This window comes from Bacillus sp. D386, assembly GCF_006346415.1.
In genome coordinates, this window is the sequence record NZ_VEMV01000003.1 from 532379 (window position 1) to 550099 (window position 17721).

A 17721-nucleotide genomic window follows, 5' to 3' on the forward strand; every position below is an offset into this window, starting at 1 on the left:
TTTTTACGGTCATATTAAGAGATTCGTGGTATTTACATATGTCTAGATAATTAATAATTAGCAACTATAAGCTAATATACTAGATGTAGGGAAAGAGGCAAAAGTAAAAGCAGGAAAAATGATTCCTGTAGTATTACCAAACGGACTTGCTGATAGGACCCACATTAATACATAACGACCATTATTTAAAAGCATAATAGTCCAGCGTCTATCACAGCCCACCCCAAAAGTTGTTCCAGTTCCTGAACCAACCCATGTACCTGATGTTAGAACCTCTTGGCCTTTTGACGGGTTTTGTAGAAGATATTGATACATATTAATCGTATTCTGTGAAGGTGGGGGGTGCCCCCAGTTGGTGAACCACCTGTGCCGGGCATTCCAGTATTGGTATTCGGCCACCCTGTTGATGTTCCAGGCCATCCTGGAATAGGAAACGGAAGATTGGGAAGCCCGGGAATTTGTCGATCATAATATTCCATTAATATACACTCCTAATTCAATTTTTTATAGGCTAACGACAGTATATTATTTGGTTTGGTTAAGGGTGTGGGCAATAATTCTTTAACATTAAATATACAATCATGGAATAGATTGTTTTGTTATAGTTGAATGTTTGCTTTTGATTGGATCGAGAATAAATGGAGTAATCGGTTAGTGTGTTAAACTAGAAGATATCAGTAGGTTTGTTATTATTCTTAAAAGAGCTTTTGTTAAAGATAAATGTTGTTTTTACATTGAGTAGAGTGATTCTTCCATAAATTAATAAATTGGATGACTGATAATGGTATGAAATATACTTGGCCAGTATGAGTCGATTAGGGTATATAGTTTGTTTATACTGAGGAATGGATGGAGGAAAAAGAATGAAAAAATTATTATCAATGCTTATTTTCCCAATGACTATTTTTCTGACGAGTTGTTCGACAATAGAGGAAGTGTCAAATTCTTTAAATTATGTTACGGAGGCTACGGATTACATCGATGAAGTAAATCAATTTGCAAATGAATTACCAACTGTAGCAGAAGCAGCAATAAACGATTTAAATTCAAAAATTCAATTAGAAGAGTTATTAACAGAAATGCAAAATGAATTAGAAGAATTCAATATACTTGAAGCACCGGCTATGTTAGAGGATATCCATAATCAAGTGGTAGAGCATAATATGGAACTAGCAAGTGGTATTGAGTTGTATTTAGAAAATATAGAAGCAAGCACATTAAGTTCAGAATTTCTTTCGGAAATTGGTTTATTGGAGGAAATCGCTGTTTATAATGATCTGTTAAGCCAAATTAAGAAATTAAGCGAATAAAATAATATTCTACTGAGGCGCTACAGGATTTATAAATCCTGTAGCCATTTTTTTATTGTACTACTATCAGTCCGTTGATCCAGGGAGGATTTATGTTTTTTTGTTAAACCTCTTATGGAGATAAAGGGGCACGTTAATGAAAAAGGGTATAGATGATGGATTATCGAATATTTATATTAAATACTAATCTTTCTTAGGGGTGCTATGTTTGAGCAAACAAGATAAAATAGGGGAAATATCGATTATTTTAAAGAGGAAAATAGTAACGGCCGTTGTTAGTAGTTTACTATTTTCCCTTATCTTTTCAATACCAGCGGGTTTTGAAGGGGATTTATTTTATAATTTATATTATATGAATTTTATGATTGTTATTACCTACGGGGTTATGACATCCATATTTAGTGACTGGTTTAGCAGGAAGCTTTCAAAAAAAGGGGTAATTCGTGAAATTGCTTCCTTTTTATTTCATGTTGTTTTCGGATCAATGTTACAAGTTTTTGGTCTTATTTCTGCCATCTCATTCTTTACTGTTGACCGTTTATTAATAAGGGTGAAGATCGGGTGGATGTCAGTTTTTATTGCATTATTAATTGTAGTACTAGCTTTTCTATTTCTGATTAATCGGTAGCTAAAATAAGCGAAGCAAACTTAATGGTTATAGATTCTAATTATTTACTAGTAGCGTAGCTTTGATAAAATTAAAGGAACTGCGATCTGTACTGAAACCCCAGATAGAGTCCAATCTAACTTCTTGGGTTCACATCAGATCGCAGTTTCTTTTGTTATGGTCTATTGGTTAGCTTAGTGATCGTTATTTAAAATGATTAATAAGATTTTTCAAGATTGATTTATCGAAGGCAAATACTTCGGGATTTTTATGATAAAATATTTTAATATAATAACAATATTCAGAACTGTAATGATGGAGGCCTATTCTTTATGGAACAATATCAAATTGTATATAATACCTTAACTAAAATGAATATTCCATTTGAAGTAGTTGAACACCCTCCTGCTTGGACAACAGCTGAAGCAGACAAATATATTGATGGGAAAGAAGGGGTGCGCACTAAAACGCTCTTTCTCACCAATAAAAAAAAGAATGCGTTTTATTTAGTTATAATGGATGGAGCAAAGCGTCTTGATATGGATCATCTTGCTACTATTCTCAATGAAAAACGGATAAGCTTTGGTTCTTCCGAACGGTTAATGAAAAAAATGGGGTTATCTCCTGGTTTTGTTTCTATTTTTGGATTGCTAAACAATGATGAACACGACATAAAAGTCTATTTAGATAAAGAGATGCTCTCAGAAAGATTAATAACGTTCCACCCTAATGACAACACTAAAACTCTATTTATGTCTACAGGAGATATGTATAAATTTATAGCTACAATCGGGTATGAGTACACGATTGTTGAACTTTAATAAAACCAACCAATTTAGTGAATGATTAAACTTAAATAATCGAGTGCGTTTTTGAATGCAAAAGCACTAAATAAAAAATTAACATAAATTTGGACTAGTAGGTTGAAGTCAAAAATGTACGGTTTAGACGGTAGTGATAGTGAAGTTGGATCAATTAGAAGATATCGATTTAGTTTGAACTTGGACAGTACAGTCCATACGCCGATACAATAATATTTAGGCGGAGGAATATATGGAAGCGGTTAGGAAGGGAATGGACAACCCTCAATCCTGCATATGAAGCTATAGAGAAAGATAACTTTCACAGTACAAACTATGCTTCTATTTCATAAATCCATACTAATATCAACCCTACCTCCATCAACAAAAATGGAGGTTTTTTTATTGACAGTTAAAAAGTTGGTAAAGTATGGTCGTTTGGATAGATGCCGGTGCTGACACACTTACTGGCAAGAGGAAACAGATTTATCGAATTGGTTTTAAAACAAAACGTGAAGCGCTTAATTAAAAAGGCGAAGGTTCCATGCCACTTCATAATCTTAGGCATATTCATGCAAAGATTCTTATTAGGAGACGAATCGGTTTATGGAATATTAATTTTACTAAAAATAGAAAAAAGGCTCAAACCCTTGATACCATTAGGTTTAAGCCTTCTTGTAAAGTGTGATCCCGACTGGGTTCGAACCAGCGACCCCCACCCTGTCAAGAAGAGGGTTAAATAAAGACCTGTCTGTTATCCCTGCGATAATTCATTCTTGACGGTCATGATTTCATCTTCGGTTGCAGGCTGTGCTGGTTTATAATAGCCTCTTTGCTTAGCCAGTAAATAGACTTGATATTGTCTTTGTTCATCTTGATTTCTCATATCTTGAACCTTTTGTCTTAATTCCTGATTTTCTGTCTGTGCAATAATAGACGCATAACCTGTAAGACTACTGTTTAATCCTGATAAATAATCATTAATCATTTCTTTTTCCTGCATGACAAATCCTCCTTTTATAAAAATTTCATTAGGTCTTCTTTATGATTTCTTGCGTCTTGAGCATCTTTTTGTAGCTGTTGTATGATTTCTGGGTCTGTACATTGCTGTGCATAATAATCAAGCTTAGTGGCTAGGGTGCCATGCGAGCCGATCATATGACGCAGGTTCTGAAGTTCTAATTCATTTAAGTTTGGCATATTATCACTCCTCAATAAAAATACACTCCTACTATCTGCTAAAACCACATAAAATATGCATTTCTAAAAGGTTGTTGATCTTATCAGTGAATCACTTCACTTTACTTTTACACGAACAAGTTATCCTACAAATATTGACACCATATTAAAATTGTGAATAATTAAAAATAGATAGCAATTAGCACTCGATATTCATGAGTGCTAATTGCCGGATATTCTTTCTTTACAGAACACGATGGAGGGGAAAAGACGAAAATGGAAAAACAGCAATTTAAAGCAGAATCCAAACGATTATTGGAAATGATGATTAACTCAATTTATTCTCAGCGCGAGGTGTTTTTGCGTGAACTTATTTCAAATGCCAGTGATGCGATTGATAAACTTTACTACAAGGCATTAACAGATGAGTCCTTAACATTTAATAAAGAAAGTTATTACATAAAAGTAAGTGCAGACAAAGAAAATAGAACCTTATCCATCTTGGATACTGGTATTGGGATGACCAAAGAAGAACTTGAAAATAACCTTGGTACGATAGCTAGAAGTGGATCTTTAGCTTTTAAAAGTGAAAATGAATCAAAAGATGGCCATGATATTATCGGACAATTCGGCGTTGGTTTTTATGCAGCGTTTATGGTAGCTGATAAAGTGACAGTAATCAGTAAAGCGCTTGATTCTGATACCGCGTATAAATGGGAATCAGAAGGTACGGAAGGATATACGATTGTTCCATGCGAAAAGGAAACAATCGGTACTGAAATCATTCTTACGATTAAAGAAAATTCAGAGGAAGAAGATTTCGATCAATATTTAGATGAATATAAATTAAAATCCATTATCAAGAAATATTCCGATTTCATTCGCTATCCAATCAAAATGGATACCGTAGAGAAGCACCTAATTGAGGGCAGCGAAGATGAATATGAAAATATTATTGAGGAACAAACCATCAATAGTATGGTTCCGATTTGGAAAAAGAATAAAAGTGAATTAACGGATGAAGATTATGAAAGCTTCTATCATGAAAAGCATTACGGCTTTGATAAGCCGCTTAAACACTTGCATATCAATGTAGACGGAACAATCCGTTATAATGCAATTCTTTACATCCCTGAGAATATTCCTTTCGATTATTACTCCAAGGAGTTTGAAAAAGGGCTGGAGCTGTATTCAAACGGTGTTCTGATCATGGAGAAATGTGCTGATTTACTTCCTGACCATTTCAGCTTTGTGAAAGGGATGGTCGATTCAGAGGATCTATCACTGAATATTTCAAGGGAAATGCTGCAGCATGACCGACAATTAAAGCTTATTGCAAAAAATATTTCGAAAAAAATTAAGAGTGAGCTTCAATCATTATTAAAAAATAACCGTGAGAAATACGATTCATTCTACAAATCCTTCGGCCGTCAAATTAAATTTGGCGTGTATAGTGATTTTGGAGCAAATAAAGAAGCTTTACAGGATCTGCTAATGTTCTACTCTTCCAAAGAGAAGAAATTGGTGACTCTTGATGAGTATGTGTCGAGAATGCCAGAGGATCAAAAATACATTTATTATGCAACCGGTGATTCCTATGAAAGAATAGAAAAGCTTCCTCAAACAGAGCTTGTTCTAGATGAAGGGTATGAAATCCTGTACTTCACTGAAGATATTGATGAGTTCGCCGTTAAAATGATCATGAACTATAAAGAGAAAGAATTTAAATCTGTCTCCAGCGGAGATCTTGGTATTGATCGCAATTCTTCAGACAAGCAAACAGATGAACAAGAAGAAGAAAATACTGAGATATTCAATTATATGAAGGAATTACTTACAAACAAAGTGAAGGATGTCCGGGCTTCCAAACGTTTAAAAACACACCCTGTTTGTTTATCCGCTGATGGAGAAATCACGATTGAAATGGAAAAAATCTTGAATGCTATGCCTGATAATCAAAATGTGAAGGCAGATAAAGTATTGGAAATCAACACAAATCATGAAGTCTTCCAATCTTTAAAAGCAGCTTATGAACAGGATAAATCCAAGCTGGATTTATATACTGAGCTATTGTATAACCAGGCCTTATTAATAGAAGGACTGCCAATCAATGACCCAGTTGAGTTTACAAATAATATTTGTAAAGTAATGGTTTAATCATAACCTTAAAGCATCAGTCTACCCTAGGAGATGGGTAGACTGATGCTTTTATATATATAGCATCTTTTCCAGCTCTATTATATATAGGATATTAGAATAAATTTTTGTTCGTATAAGCACATTGTAGATGTGATGATACAGAAGGACAAGTAGAGGAAGGAGCGTATACAGCAGTTAAGATAACCATTATAAATATTCTCTGTACCATTCATTATAGAAGATTAGGCCTTTGCATTTTGGGTGATTTCCATCATTTTCATAATTGTAATTTTCTTTATACAGGAAGGTATGAATAATGCATTTTAATAATCCAAAGAAATTGTATCTAAAAGATAAAGTTAAACTACATAACAAATTCACTGGACTAATTTAATATCTACTGTAATAACTTTATGACTTTCCTCTATTCTATTGCTAGAAGAACTTGGTTTTTTTATTGTAGATATTGAAGGAATCTATTTACAAAAAAATGACAGCGCTTTCTTGTTGAGTGTAAATCACCAAAGGAGGAAAAGTCTTTATGAATAAGACTGCCCATATAATTTCTCATTCTCACTGGGACAGAGAGTGGTATTTACCTTTTGAAAAACATCGTTTTTACTTTATCAAACTCATGAATAGTATCATTGAGCAATTTAAGAAGGATGGTAATACATTTAAATCGTTTCATCTTGACGGCCAGACAATCCTTTTAGAGGACTATTTTGCAGTCCACCCTGAAAATTTTGAAATCGTAAAACAATTGATTGAAGATAAAAAACTTTATATTGGTCCTTGGTACGTGTTGCAGGATGCTTTCTTAACCAGTTCTGAAGCTAATATCAGGAACTTACAGATTGGTTTGTATGATACGGAAGTCTATGGCCATGCTTCAAAAATTGGTTATTTTCCGGATACATTTGGGATTTATGGACAGGCACCTCAAATTCTGAAACAGGCGGGCATTGATACAGCAGCATTTGGGCGTGGTGTTAAGCCTACTGGCTTTAATAATACAGTATCGGATACACCAAACTTTGAATCCCCTTATTCCGAGATTGTTTGGAAATCGCCAGACGGTTCTAGTGTTTTAGGTATTCTTTTTGCGAATTGGTATTCGAATGGGAATGAAATTCCAGTTGATGAGGAAGAAGCAAAGGTATTTTGGGATAAAAAAATCCAGGATGCAGAGAAATATGCCTCGACTAATCAATTATTATTCATGAACGGCTGCGACCATCAGCCATTGCAAAAAACAATACCGCAAGCAATTGAAACAGCCGGTGCTCTATATCCAGATTATACATTTAAACACTCCAGCTTTGCTGAATATATACAAGCATTAAAAGTCTCACTTCCCAATAACCTGCAAATCATTGAAGGTGAGCTTCGCAACCAGCGAACAGATGGCTGGTCTACCCTTGTCAACACGGCATCAAGCCGTATTTATTTAAAGCAATGGAATACGAGGTGTCAAATATTGCTGGAAAAAGTCGTGGAACCACTTGCAGCTATTAACCTTTTGGCCGGAGGGGATTACCCGAGAGAATATATCCGTTTTATGTGGAAAACACTGATGAAGAATCACCCACATGATAGCATTTGTGGCTGCAGTGTAGATGAAGTCCATCGTGAAATGGTCACACGTTTTGAAACAGTTTCGCAGATGGGAGATGTATTTGTTAAGGAACTTGCTGCTGAGATTGCTGAAAGAATTGATACATCTGAAACACCGGATGGCGGGATCCCACTCCTTGTAATTAATACAACCGGTTGGGAGAAAAATGAAGTAGTCATAAAAGAAATCGATCTGGATAAAATATTTTTTTCTCAAATGGATTTTAAAGAAATACCAAATTATCTTAAGGAAAGAGAATTACCTTATTATAAACTCGTAGATAATCAAGGAAAGGCAATAGATTATTACCTTGAAAAACCTGTTATTGAATTTGGATATGATTTACCAGACGATCAATTTCGACAGCCGTTTTTTGCTAAACGGGCTAAGCTATCATTCTTCGCTGAAGGAATTCCTTCATTTGGCTATAAAACGTTCTACCTTTTACCAGAAAAGGTTCCAGCACATCTAGCTGAAACAAGAGAAACTGAGAATGATAGATTTGAAATGGAAAATGAGTATGTTCATTTACATTTTCATGGAGATGGAAGCTTTGATTTAATGAATAAACTAACGGAAGAAGTATTTCATCATCTTGGTATATATGAAGACACTGGTGATATTGGAAACGAATATATGTTTAAGGAAACAGAGGGGCATGCCTCCATCAATACAAAGGGGATAGCAGCCGAATTTTCATGGTTGGAACAAAGTAAACTCAAAACTGTACTCCAGTATACTCATACGTTATCAATTCCAGCATGTGCGGATGAGCGATTAGCCTTAGAAAGGAACCAATTAGTTTGGCATAAAGAACGGGAGGCAGGTAGATCTGATGAAATGACAACAATTACTTTACGAACTGTTGTCACACTGGCAAAAGGAATGAAAGGTCCGGTTTTTACGCTGACCATTGATAATCAAGCAACAGACCATCGTCTCCGTGTGCTTTTCCCAACTGGTTTAAAGACAGAAACTCACAAAGCAGATAGTATATTTGAAATTGTTACTCGTCCCAATAAACCAGAAAAAGAATGGGATAATCCTAGCTTTTGTCACCATCAGCAGCGATTTAGCAGTATAGCAGATGAGCAAATGGGCTTAACCGTGGCAACCCATGGTCTTCAAGAATATGAAATCCTGCCAGAAGACGGTACGATCGCAATTACTGTTCTCCGTTCGGTAGCTGAGCTCGGAGACTGGGGATATTTTTCGACACCTGAAGCACAATGCTTAGGAATCCAGACAGCAGAGTGGCAAGTACTGTCACATGAAAAAGATGTGATTAAATCACAAGCTTTTGTTGATGCTTACCAATTTAAAGTACCTCTTGTTATTGTTCAACCAACTATACATAAAGGTACAAGGCCACCAATACATCAATTTGTACAATCTGAAGACAAGGGACTAGCATGGTCCTCTATGAAAGTAGCGGAAGATCGTGATGATATCATGATTCGCTGGTTTAATCCTGGTGAAAAGAATGCGATACTAAAAGCATCTATCAAAGATTATCAATCGTACAAGAGTAATATCTTGGAAGATTCAACAACTTTGACAGAAAATCAATATGAAGCAGGAAATGCAGAAATCATTACACTTGGATTTAAAAGAAAAGGATAGGGTGTGATTTGATGATAACTATTCCTAAATCAATGCAGAGACTTATCAAACATGTAAATGACTTTTTTCCGGAAGACGCAAAATTACAAAGAATGTTTGAGCAATGTTTTGTTAATACGTTTACAACGACTTTAAAAAAACAGGAAGATGGCAAAACCTTCGTAATTACCGGTGATATTCCGGCAATGTGGCTCCGCGATTCAGCTGCACAAGTAAGGCCCTATTTACTGGCAGCAGAAGAAGATGAAGAATTAGCGGATTTAATCGAAGGAGTAATTCGCCAACAGTTTTCTTTTATACTTCATGATCCGTATGCTAATGCTTTTAATGAAAGTGCCAACGGCAAAGGTTATCAAACCGACATAACAACGATGACCCCACATATTTGGGAACGAAAATATGAAATTGATTCTTTGTGCTATCCAATCCAACTGGCTTACCTATTTTGGAAGTCTACAGGACGTACTGCGTTTTTACAAGAATCGTTCCAGGATGTTATGAAAACAATTCTTCATGTATGGAGAACGGAGCAGGATCATGAAAATCATTCACCATACCGGTTTGAACGTGCAGAAGTTCGTCAGTCCGACACATTAATACGTCATGGAAAAGGAGGACATGTTGTACCGACCGGAATGACATGGAGTGCCTTCCGTCCAAGTGATGACGCTTGTACTTACGGGTATTTAGTGCCCTCTAATATGTTTGCAGTGGTAGTACTTGAATATGCAGCTGAAATCAGCAATCAAGTATTGAACCTACCAATATTAAGCAAAGAATGTCTGAATCTTCGCAATGAAATAAAACAAGGAATCGAAACTTTTGCCAAGTTCTCTCACCCAATTAACGGTGACATGTATGTATATGAAACGGATGGTGAGGGCAGGGTCAATTTAATGGATGATGCGAATGTTCCAAGCCTGCTGGCTGCTCCTTATTTAGGATACATGCCATATGAAGATCAAGTATATGCGAATACACGCCAATTTATATTAAGTAGGGATAATCCATATTATTATGAAGGGAAATTTGCAAATGGAATCGGAAGTCCACATACACCTGATCATTATATCTGGCATATTGCACTTGCAATTCAAGGAATGACGACAACGGTTGAAGGCGAAAAACAAATGATACTAGACTATTTTAAAACAACTGATGGCGGAACGGCGTATATGCATGAGGGCTTTAACGCCGATTGCCCAGAAGAATTTACAAGAGATTGGTTTGCTTGGGCTAACACAATGTTTAGTGAATTTGTATTAAGTTTAACGGGGAAAGCGGTAAAAGGAAGCCCGCTTTATCACCAATTGATTAAAAATCAATAAGTATCTTGAAGGAGAATTTTCATTTGAGGGGATGAAGCAATGAAAAAAGTGCCATGGATCATTGGTGTTTGTGAGTGGATTTGGAGAGTGATTTTAGTCAATTGGTGTTGGTTTGCGTTTACTATCCTTGGATTAGGCATATTCGGATTTTTCCCTGCGTCGGTGGCTTTATTTACGATATTAAGAAAATGGATTAGAAACGAAACGGATGTACCTGTTTTAAAAACATTTAAGCAGATTTATTTTCAAGAATGGAGAAGAAGTAATGTAAATGGCTTGATTTTCTATGGCATCGGACTTTTCCTGTTTATTGATATTCGAATAGTTGACCAAGTGATGACAGGCTTTTTGGCTAGTTTTCTTTCTATCTTCTTATACATTCTTGTATGCGTGTTATTTTTAGCGATTGGGTACTTTTTTGCAATCTATGCTCATTATGAACTACCAAATAGGGATTACATTAAACAGTCATTTCTGTTTGCAGCGACCAGCTTGCCTTCTACTATACTCATTTTGATTGGCCTTATCCTGATTGGCTATATGATTAATGAGTATCCAGGTCTTATTCTATTTGTGTCTGCAGTTGCGCCTGCCTTTTGGATGATGAGAATCTGTCTTAGCCGATTTACAGCTTTAGATAGTCAAGTAAGTAGCAATAAAGGTTACTAAAAACAATCTTTAAGGAGGAGTTTATTTTGAAATTGCATATTAAGGGAGATGTAAATTCAGTACAAAATGGTATAGAGATTCTGTCTAAGCATCTAAATATAGAGCTTTCCACGGAAGGGCATCCCATTCAGGTGAAAAATGAAAGTGGACAGCTTAGGGTTGCTAATCAAAACGGTAGCGGGGAAATTAGCTATGATCAGCCGGTACATTTTTTTCGTGCTTTAGGTTTGTGGATTGAGAATTATCAGAAAAACCATGAATTTGATATATCAGAAGACCCGAATTTTGAAATGAGTGGTGTAATGCTTGATGCCTCAAGGAATGCCGTCCCAACAGTTACTGAATTGGAAAAGCTGCTGCAAAAAATGGCAATTATGGGACTTAACACATTGATGCTTTACACAGAGGACACTTATGAAGTTAAGGAGCATCCTTATTTTGGTTATATGCGAGGACGATACACAATTGAAGAGCTAAAAGCATGTGATAATTATGCCAATAAACTTGGAATTGAAATGATTCCATGTATCCAAACATTAGGGCATTTACGGGAAGCGCTGAAGTGGAACTATGCTTCTGAATTTAGAGATACCGATGATATCCTATTGGTGGATGAGCCGAAGACCTATGAATTTTTGGAGAACTGTATTAAAGCCGTTTCTGAAGCTTTCCATACGAAACGTATTCATATTGGAATGGATGAAACTTTCCAGTTAGGACTTGGAAGGTATTTGGAAAACCACGGTTATGTGAATCATATTGAAATTATGAACCGCCACATACAAAAGGTTGTAGCAATTACCGAAAAGTATGGCTATAAACCAATGATATGGAGTGATATGTATTTCCCTCTATTCTCCAAGGATAGTAAATACCATGATGAAAAAGGTCATATTAGCGAAGAAATTTTAGGTGGAATTCCGGATGTAGACCTTGTCTATTGGAATTATTATCGTAAAGAGCAGGAGGTATATGAAGAATATATCCAACATCATAAAGATCTAGGTCGCCTACCAATTTTCGCTGGCGGTGCATGGACATGGAATGGAATTGCACCGAATTACGGAAAAGCAATTGCTACTACTGAAGCAGCTATGGCCGCATGTAAAAAAGAAGGAGTTAAGGAAGTCTTTGTTACACTCTGGGGTGATAATGGAGCAGAGACACCTTTCTCAACGGCTTATCCGATCCTTCAATTATTTGCTGAACATACCTATCACCAAGTAGTAACGAATGAACAAGTCGGCGACCGCTTTGCATTTTGCTGTCAAGGACACTTTGAAGATTTTATGATTTTGAAACACTTGGATGAAACGCCAGGAGTCATGGAGAATAATATGAACACATCTATGACTTCGAAGATATTATTGTATCAAGATATTTTAATCGGTCTCTATGATGAGAATGTTCGAGGTTTAGGGCTTGGCGAACATTATAATAAGCTAGTTTATGAGATTGAAAAGGCTAAACTTCATAATCCTGATTGGGAGCATTTATTCGACTTTTATGGGCAGCTGGCTAGAGTGTTGAGTGTGAAGGCGGAAATAGGCCTTCAGTTAAAGGAGCTTTATGACAAAAAGGATGTTGAACAGATCCGTTCATTCTTACCTAAACTCGATTGGATTCAAACTAACGTGGACCTGCTCCGTCAAAAACATCGTGATATTTGGTTTACAGCCTATAAACCATTCGGTTGGGAAGTTATTGATATCCGCTATGGGGGGGTTATTACAAGAATTGACACCATAAAATATCGTCTCAATGAGTGGCTTGATGGAAGAATTGATCAAATTAATGAATTAGATGAAAAACGACTGCTTCACGATGGACCTTGGGAGATTGTAGATGGATTAGTAGGTGGGAATATATATCATCGAATTGTCACTGCTGGTAATTTCTCAATCTAAAACATAGGAGTGAAAACATGTTTTTAACCGAAAGAAAGTTTGAAGCACGTATTCAAGAACTAGGGGAGTATCGTTACCGTGACTGCTATGATATTCCTCAATTTAACACCTGCAGTGACAATGGTAGGATTGGTGCCTTTCCACCATTGGAATACGATGAACATCATCAAATGAGGTTAGGCAACTATTGGAAGGGACGAGATCGTTACATGTGGATACATGCTAATGTCGATAGCCACCTCCCATATAATAATAAACAAATTGTCGGACTATTTTCTTTTGGGAAAACAGGAGGAGGAAATAACTCTGGTTTTGAGTCCTTATTATTTATTAATGGAAAGCCCGTACAAGGAGTAGATTCCAATCATGAAGAAGTTCTTTTCGACCAAGAGACGTCGCAAGGATCCATACGATTAGATTTTCGATTATGGTCCGGCTTTGAAGGCGGAGGCCCTCCTGTTGAAAATGAATTTAAACTCCAAACCGCGAAGATTGGCTGGCTGGATACTCGTATTGATGATTTATACTATACCCTTTTAGCTTCTTATGAGGTATTAAAAGAAAGCATGGAAGCAGATTCTCATTATTCGTTTTTAAAGAAAATGATTCAGGACGCTTTATTCCGAATTAATTGGACTGATCCAGGAAGCATTGAATTCTATGAATCATGTTATGAAGCGGAGACCGATATAAAAGAAACGCTTAGATCAGTTGATAAAAATTCAGATATTACGATACATGCAGTCGGCCATACACATATCGACGTTGCCTGGCTTTGGCGGTTAAGAAATACGAGGGAGAAAGCAGCCCGATCCTTTTCAACGGTACTAAATCTAATGAATCGGTTTCCAGAATATCACTTCTTGCAAACACAACCGCAGCTCTATGATTATATTAAAGCTGACTATCCTGAAATATACGAGCAAATAAAAGAGAGAATTGCAGAAGGTCATTGGGAAGCAGGAGGAGCGATGTGGCTGGAAGCCGACTGTAATATCCCTAGTGGTGAGTCGCTTGTCCGTCAAATTCTTTATGGGAAGAATTTTTTTAAGGAAGAGTTCGGCATCGATTGTGACTATCTCTGGTTACCGGATGTGTTTGGCTATAGCTGGGCGTTGCCGCAGATATTAAAAAAATCTGGGATCAAAACGATGATGACCACTAAGATTAGTTGGAATCAGTATAACCGTATGCCGCATGATACATTTTTTTGGAAGGGGATTGATGGGTCAGAGATATTAACTCATTTTATCACTACACCTGAACCTTGGAACGAGCCGGACTCGTGGTTCTATACATATAACGGCTACATTACAGCGAAAACAGTAAAAGGGATTTGGGAAGCTTATCGCGATAAGGATTTATCCAAGGATCTTCTACTATCATACGGGTACGGTGACGGTGGGGGTGGCGTTAATCGCCATATGCTTGAAATGCGCCGCAGATTCGATCAGCTGCCGGGAATGCCGAATGTGAAAACATCCGGGGCAGGAGAATTTTTTAGAAAACTGCACGAAAATGTAGAAAAGTCCGATGGTTATATTCATAAATGGGACGGCGAACTATATCTTGAATATCACCGTGGAACCTATACTAGCCAAGCATTTATGAAAAAGATGAATCGTCAACTGGAGCTCTTATACCGAAGGGCAGAATTCCTATCCTCTTGGTTATCTGACAAGGGAGAATGGCTAGGATTTGACCGACTTAAGGATGGTTGGAAGATTATATTAAGAAATCAATTTCATGATATCATCCCTGGTTCCTCGATACATGAAGTATATGAAGATGCGATGGAAGAATACGCTGAAGCACTACAGATTGTTCAACAAGTGGAAGCAAACATTATTAGTAAGAACGTTGAAGAGAAGGGACAGTCTGCGATTTTATTTAATGCTACTCATTGTAAGGATAAAAGGAATGTATTCGTGTCTCAATTCGCACAATTTAACGCTGGGGTTTGGACAGATAGAGAAGGACATGAGTTAAACCATCAAAAGAGTGAGAATGGGTGGTTAATTGAAGTGAAAAACCTACCTTCTTTTGGTGTAGCTGTCTTAAATTTTGAGCCGGATGAAATAATTCCAGCAGCTTCTAATTTTATTTATCATAATAGAAAATTAGAAACGGCATTCTACCAAGTTGAATGGAATGAGTATGGTCAGATGATCAAAATTTACGATAAAGAAACAAATCGTAATATTTTAGCAGATGGTCAAAATGGAAATGTGTTGCAAATCTTTGAAGATAAGCCTCTTGCACACGATGCTTGGGATATTGATCTATTCTATCAAGAAAAAATGGAAGAAATTCGTGATATTAGTACATTTAAAGTGGAGGAAAATGGTGAGCTTTTCTTTAGCCTTCTTGTTACTTGGAAGTATCATCATTCGTCCATTACTCAACGAATCAGATTTTATCATAATGATCGACGGATTGATTTTATAACTGATGTTGATTGGCATGAAAAAAGGAAGTTGCTCAAAGCATCGTTCTCTGTTGATATTCGGTCTACAGAAGCTACTTATGATATTCAATATGGTAATGTAAAGCGTCCTACGCATTGGAATACCAGTTGGGATATGGCAAGGTTTGAAACTGTCGGTCATCAGTGGGCCGACCTATCAGAACCAGATTTTGGAGTCAGTTTGCTAAATGATTCAAAATACGGGTATGACATCAAGGAGAACGTGATGCGTTTAACTTTATTAAAATCGGCAATTCATCCAGATCCTCAAGCTGATCAGGGGCAACATTCCTTTACTTATTCTCTTTATCCGCATATAGGAGATTGGAGAATAGCGAAAACAGTGGAAAAAGCTTGGGATTTAAATGCACCGGTTTTATCTACAGAAGGAAAATGGACGAGAGAGGAATCTTTCTTAGAAACTGATTCGGACCATATTTGGATAGATGCTATTAAGCCTGCTCACGATGGAAAAGGGATTATCGTTCGGATTCATGAATATGAGGGGCGCAGGGGTACGGTATCATTGAATTTCCACACAGATAACTCATCATGGATTGAGACGAATTTAATGGAAGAACCTATCGGTACAGAATCATCTGCACCGATTAAGATGGAAATTTGGCCTTATGAAATAAAAACAATCAGAATAACATAATCAGAAAAATGAACGGTTTGATCATTCTTTCCGTTCATTTTTGTATTTATAAAGCCAATTCGCTTTTACTATTTGGCTTAAGCAACTACATCAATAACTTCAAGTTTTAGGTAAACTTACATTGTTTAAAAATTTTTTAAATTACGTAAAAGTTGTTTAGTAAATAAAAAAAAGTAAAATAGCATGAAAATTACTATCTTAAAATTATGCCTCGTTAACCTAGTTGTAGGTTAAGCCTTAAAAATTACTGGAAGATATTGTTTTATGTCTTTTAGTGATTTATCTTTTAATCGATTTTGTTATTCTTTGTGGTTATATAAAAAGTACTAAAAATATTTTGTTTCTAAGTTTTTTCCAGTTAATCCTAAATTAGTCAACTATAAATTAAGCTCTATTCCCTATAAAATATAGTTATGAAAGTGCTTACATAGTTTGAAGGGAGGTAAAAACACTTGAAAAGATTTGCACGTGATCTATATAAAAATCGAGTCTGGCTTCTAATGGTCCTGCCTGGAACCATTTGGTTATTGGTATTCTCCTATTTACCTATGTTTGGACAAGTATTAGCTTTTAAGAAATTTCGAATCCATCCAGACGGTTTTTTTGCAAGCGTTATCAATAGTGAATGGGTAGGTTGGGATAACTTTAAATATTTGTTCAGTACAAATGATGCATGGATTATAACAAGAAATACTCTCTTATATAATATTATCTTTATTGTTGTTGGGCTTATTGCTGCTGTGGGAATAGCCATTTTGCTTAATGAGCTAGTGAATAAAAAGCAATCAAAAATTTATCAAACTTCTATCCTTTTCCCACATTTTATTTCCTGGGTTATTGGCAGCTATTTTGTTTTTACTTTCTTAAGTACTGATCATGGCCTAATGAATCATGTACTCAGTTGGTTCAATATTGATCCCATTTCATGGTATAGCGAGTCAAAATATTGGCCATTTATTCTAGTATTTATGAGCTTGTGGAAAGGTATAGGTTACGGCAGTATCGTGTATTTAGCATCTATAGTTGGAATTGACCGAACATATTACGAGGCAGCAATGATTGATGGTGCTTCAAAATGGAAGCAAATAAAACATGTTACTTTACCAATGCTTAAGCCATTAATGATTATTTTAACCATTATGAATATCGGAAAGATCTTTAACTCGGACTTCGGATTGTTCTATCAGGTACCAAGAGATTCCGGAGCATTGTATTCGGTTACAAATGTTATTGATACATTCGTATACCGAGGTCTTATGAATCTTGGGGATATCGGTATGAGTACAGCAGCCGGTCTTTATCAGTCCGTTGTAGGTTTTACCCTTGTCATGATTACGAATTACATAGTCAGAAAAATTGATGAGGAAAGTGCATTGTTTTAAAGTTTTTTCTTTGGAAAGGAGGGAGAGTCGCCCA

Annotated in this window: 13 protein-coding genes; 11 read left to right on the top strand and 2 right to left on the bottom strand. The window is 36.2% G+C overall.

What is annotated here, in order from left to right; genetic code table 11:
- Positions 1 to 863: 863 nt before the first annotated feature.
- From FHY45_RS11335 to FHY45_RS11350, 4 genes are all read left to right on the top strand, one after another.
- Positions 864 to 1310: a DUF6376 family protein gene (locus FHY45_RS11335; protein WP_139891897.1), complete on the top strand. Its 447-nt coding sequence runs from the start codon at positions 864 to 866 to the stop codon at positions 1308 to 1310.
- Positions 1311 to 1518: 208 nt separating this feature from the next.
- Positions 1519 to 1938 carry a hypothetical protein gene (locus tag FHY45_RS20555; RefSeq protein ID WP_180349955.1) on the top strand — a complete coding sequence of 140 codons (420 nt, stop codon included), beginning with the start codon at positions 1519 to 1521 and terminating at the stop codon, positions 1936 to 1938.
- A gap of 311 nt (positions 1939 to 2249) precedes the next feature.
- Positions 2250 to 2738, top strand: coding sequence for a prolyl-tRNA synthetase associated domain-containing protein (locus FHY45_RS11345; protein WP_139891898.1), 489 nt, complete (start codon positions 2250 to 2252; stop codon positions 2736 to 2738).
- A gap of 409 nt (positions 2739 to 3147) precedes the next feature.
- Complete coding sequence (locus tag FHY45_RS11350) at positions 3148 to 3246, top strand: Arm DNA-binding domain-containing protein (RefSeq protein ID WP_139891899.1); 99 nt, start codon at positions 3148 to 3150, stop codon at positions 3244 to 3246.
- Positions 3247 to 3471: 225 nt separating this feature from the next.
- Here the strand turns inward: FHY45_RS11350 and FHY45_RS11355 are convergent, their stop codons facing one another.
- On the bottom strand, positions 3472 to 3720 hold the full coding sequence (locus FHY45_RS11355) for a spore coat protein (protein ID WP_066103694.1): 249 nt from the start codon (positions 3718 to 3720) through the stop codon (positions 3472 to 3474).
- A gap of 14 nt (positions 3721 to 3734) precedes the next feature.
- Positions 3735 to 3917, bottom strand: a complete 183-nt coding sequence (locus FHY45_RS11360) for a hypothetical protein (RefSeq protein WP_066103696.1) — start codon at positions 3915 to 3917, stop codon at positions 3735 to 3737.
- 255 nt (positions 3918 to 4172) lie between these two features.
- Here FHY45_RS11360 and htpG point away from each other — a divergent pair, with 255 nt between their 5' ends.
- The 7 genes from htpG to FHY45_RS11395 all read left to right on the top strand — a co-directional run bounded on the left by htpG (position 4173) and on the right by FHY45_RS11395 (position 17687).
- A complete protein-coding gene (htpG, locus tag FHY45_RS11365) occupies positions 4173 to 6053 on the top strand; it encodes a molecular chaperone HtpG (RefSeq protein WP_066103698.1) in 1881 nt (626 codons plus the stop codon).
- Positions 6054 to 6576: 523 nt separating this feature from the next.
- Positions 6577 to 9276 carry an alpha-mannosidase gene (locus FHY45_RS11370; RefSeq protein ID WP_139891900.1) on the top strand — a complete coding sequence of 900 codons (2700 nt, stop codon included), beginning with the start codon at positions 6577 to 6579 and terminating at the stop codon, positions 9274 to 9276.
- A gap of 11 nt (positions 9277 to 9287) precedes the next feature.
- Positions 9288 to 10604, top strand: a complete 1317-nt coding sequence (locus FHY45_RS11375) for a glycoside hydrolase family 125 protein (RefSeq protein ID WP_066103700.1) — start codon at positions 9288 to 9290, stop codon at positions 10602 to 10604.
- Between the two features lie 39 nt (positions 10605 to 10643).
- Positions 10644 to 11273, top strand: a complete 630-nt coding sequence (locus FHY45_RS11380) for a YesL family protein (protein WP_139891901.1) — start codon at positions 10644 to 10646, stop codon at positions 11271 to 11273.
- Positions 11274 to 11299: 26 nt separating this feature from the next.
- Positions 11300 to 13180, top strand: a complete 1881-nt coding sequence (locus FHY45_RS11385) for a family 20 glycosylhydrolase (RefSeq protein WP_066103704.1) — start codon at positions 11300 to 11302, stop codon at positions 13178 to 13180.
- Positions 13181 to 13197: 17 nt separating this feature from the next.
- Complete coding sequence (locus FHY45_RS11390; RefSeq protein ID WP_139891902.1) at positions 13198 to 16305, top strand: alpha-mannosidase; 3108 nt, start codon at positions 13198 to 13200, stop codon at positions 16303 to 16305.
- A 452-nt stretch (positions 16306 to 16757) separates the two neighbouring features.
- Positions 16758 to 17687, top strand: coding sequence for an ABC transporter permease (locus FHY45_RS11395; RefSeq protein ID WP_066103708.1), 930 nt, complete (start codon positions 16758 to 16760; stop codon positions 17685 to 17687).
- Positions 17688 to 17721: the final 34 nt, after the last annotated feature.

Coding starts and splice junctions, on each gene's coding strand:
- FHY45_RS11335 (WP_139891897.1), top strand. CDS start 864: ATGAAAAAATTATTATCAATGCTTATTTTCCCAATGACTATTTTTCTG.
- FHY45_RS11345 (WP_139891898.1), top strand. CDS start 2,250: ATGGAACAATATCAAATTGTATATAATACCTTAACTAAAATGAATATT.
- FHY45_RS11350 (WP_139891899.1), top strand. CDS start 3,148: ATGGTCGTTTGGATAGATGCCGGTGCTGACACACTTACTGGCAAGAGG.
- FHY45_RS11355 (WP_066103694.1), bottom strand. CDS start 3,720: ATGCAGGAAAAAGAAATGATTAATGATTATTTATCAGGATTAAACAGT.
- FHY45_RS11360 (WP_066103696.1), bottom strand. CDS start 3,917: ATGCCAAACTTAAATGAATTAGAACTTCAGAACCTGCGTCATATGATC.
- htpG (WP_066103698.1), top strand. CDS start 4,173: ATGGAAAAACAGCAATTTAAAGCAGAATCCAAACGATTATTGGAAATG.
- FHY45_RS11370 (WP_139891900.1), top strand. CDS start 6,577: ATGAATAAGACTGCCCATATAATTTCTCATTCTCACTGGGACAGAGAG.
- FHY45_RS11375 (WP_066103700.1), top strand. CDS start 9,288: ATGATAACTATTCCTAAATCAATGCAGAGACTTATCAAACATGTAAAT.
- FHY45_RS11380 (WP_139891901.1), top strand. CDS start 10,644: ATGAAAAAAGTGCCATGGATCATTGGTGTTTGTGAGTGGATTTGGAGA.
- FHY45_RS11390 (WP_139891902.1), top strand. CDS start 13,198: ATGTTTTTAACCGAAAGAAAGTTTGAAGCACGTATTCAAGAACTAGGG.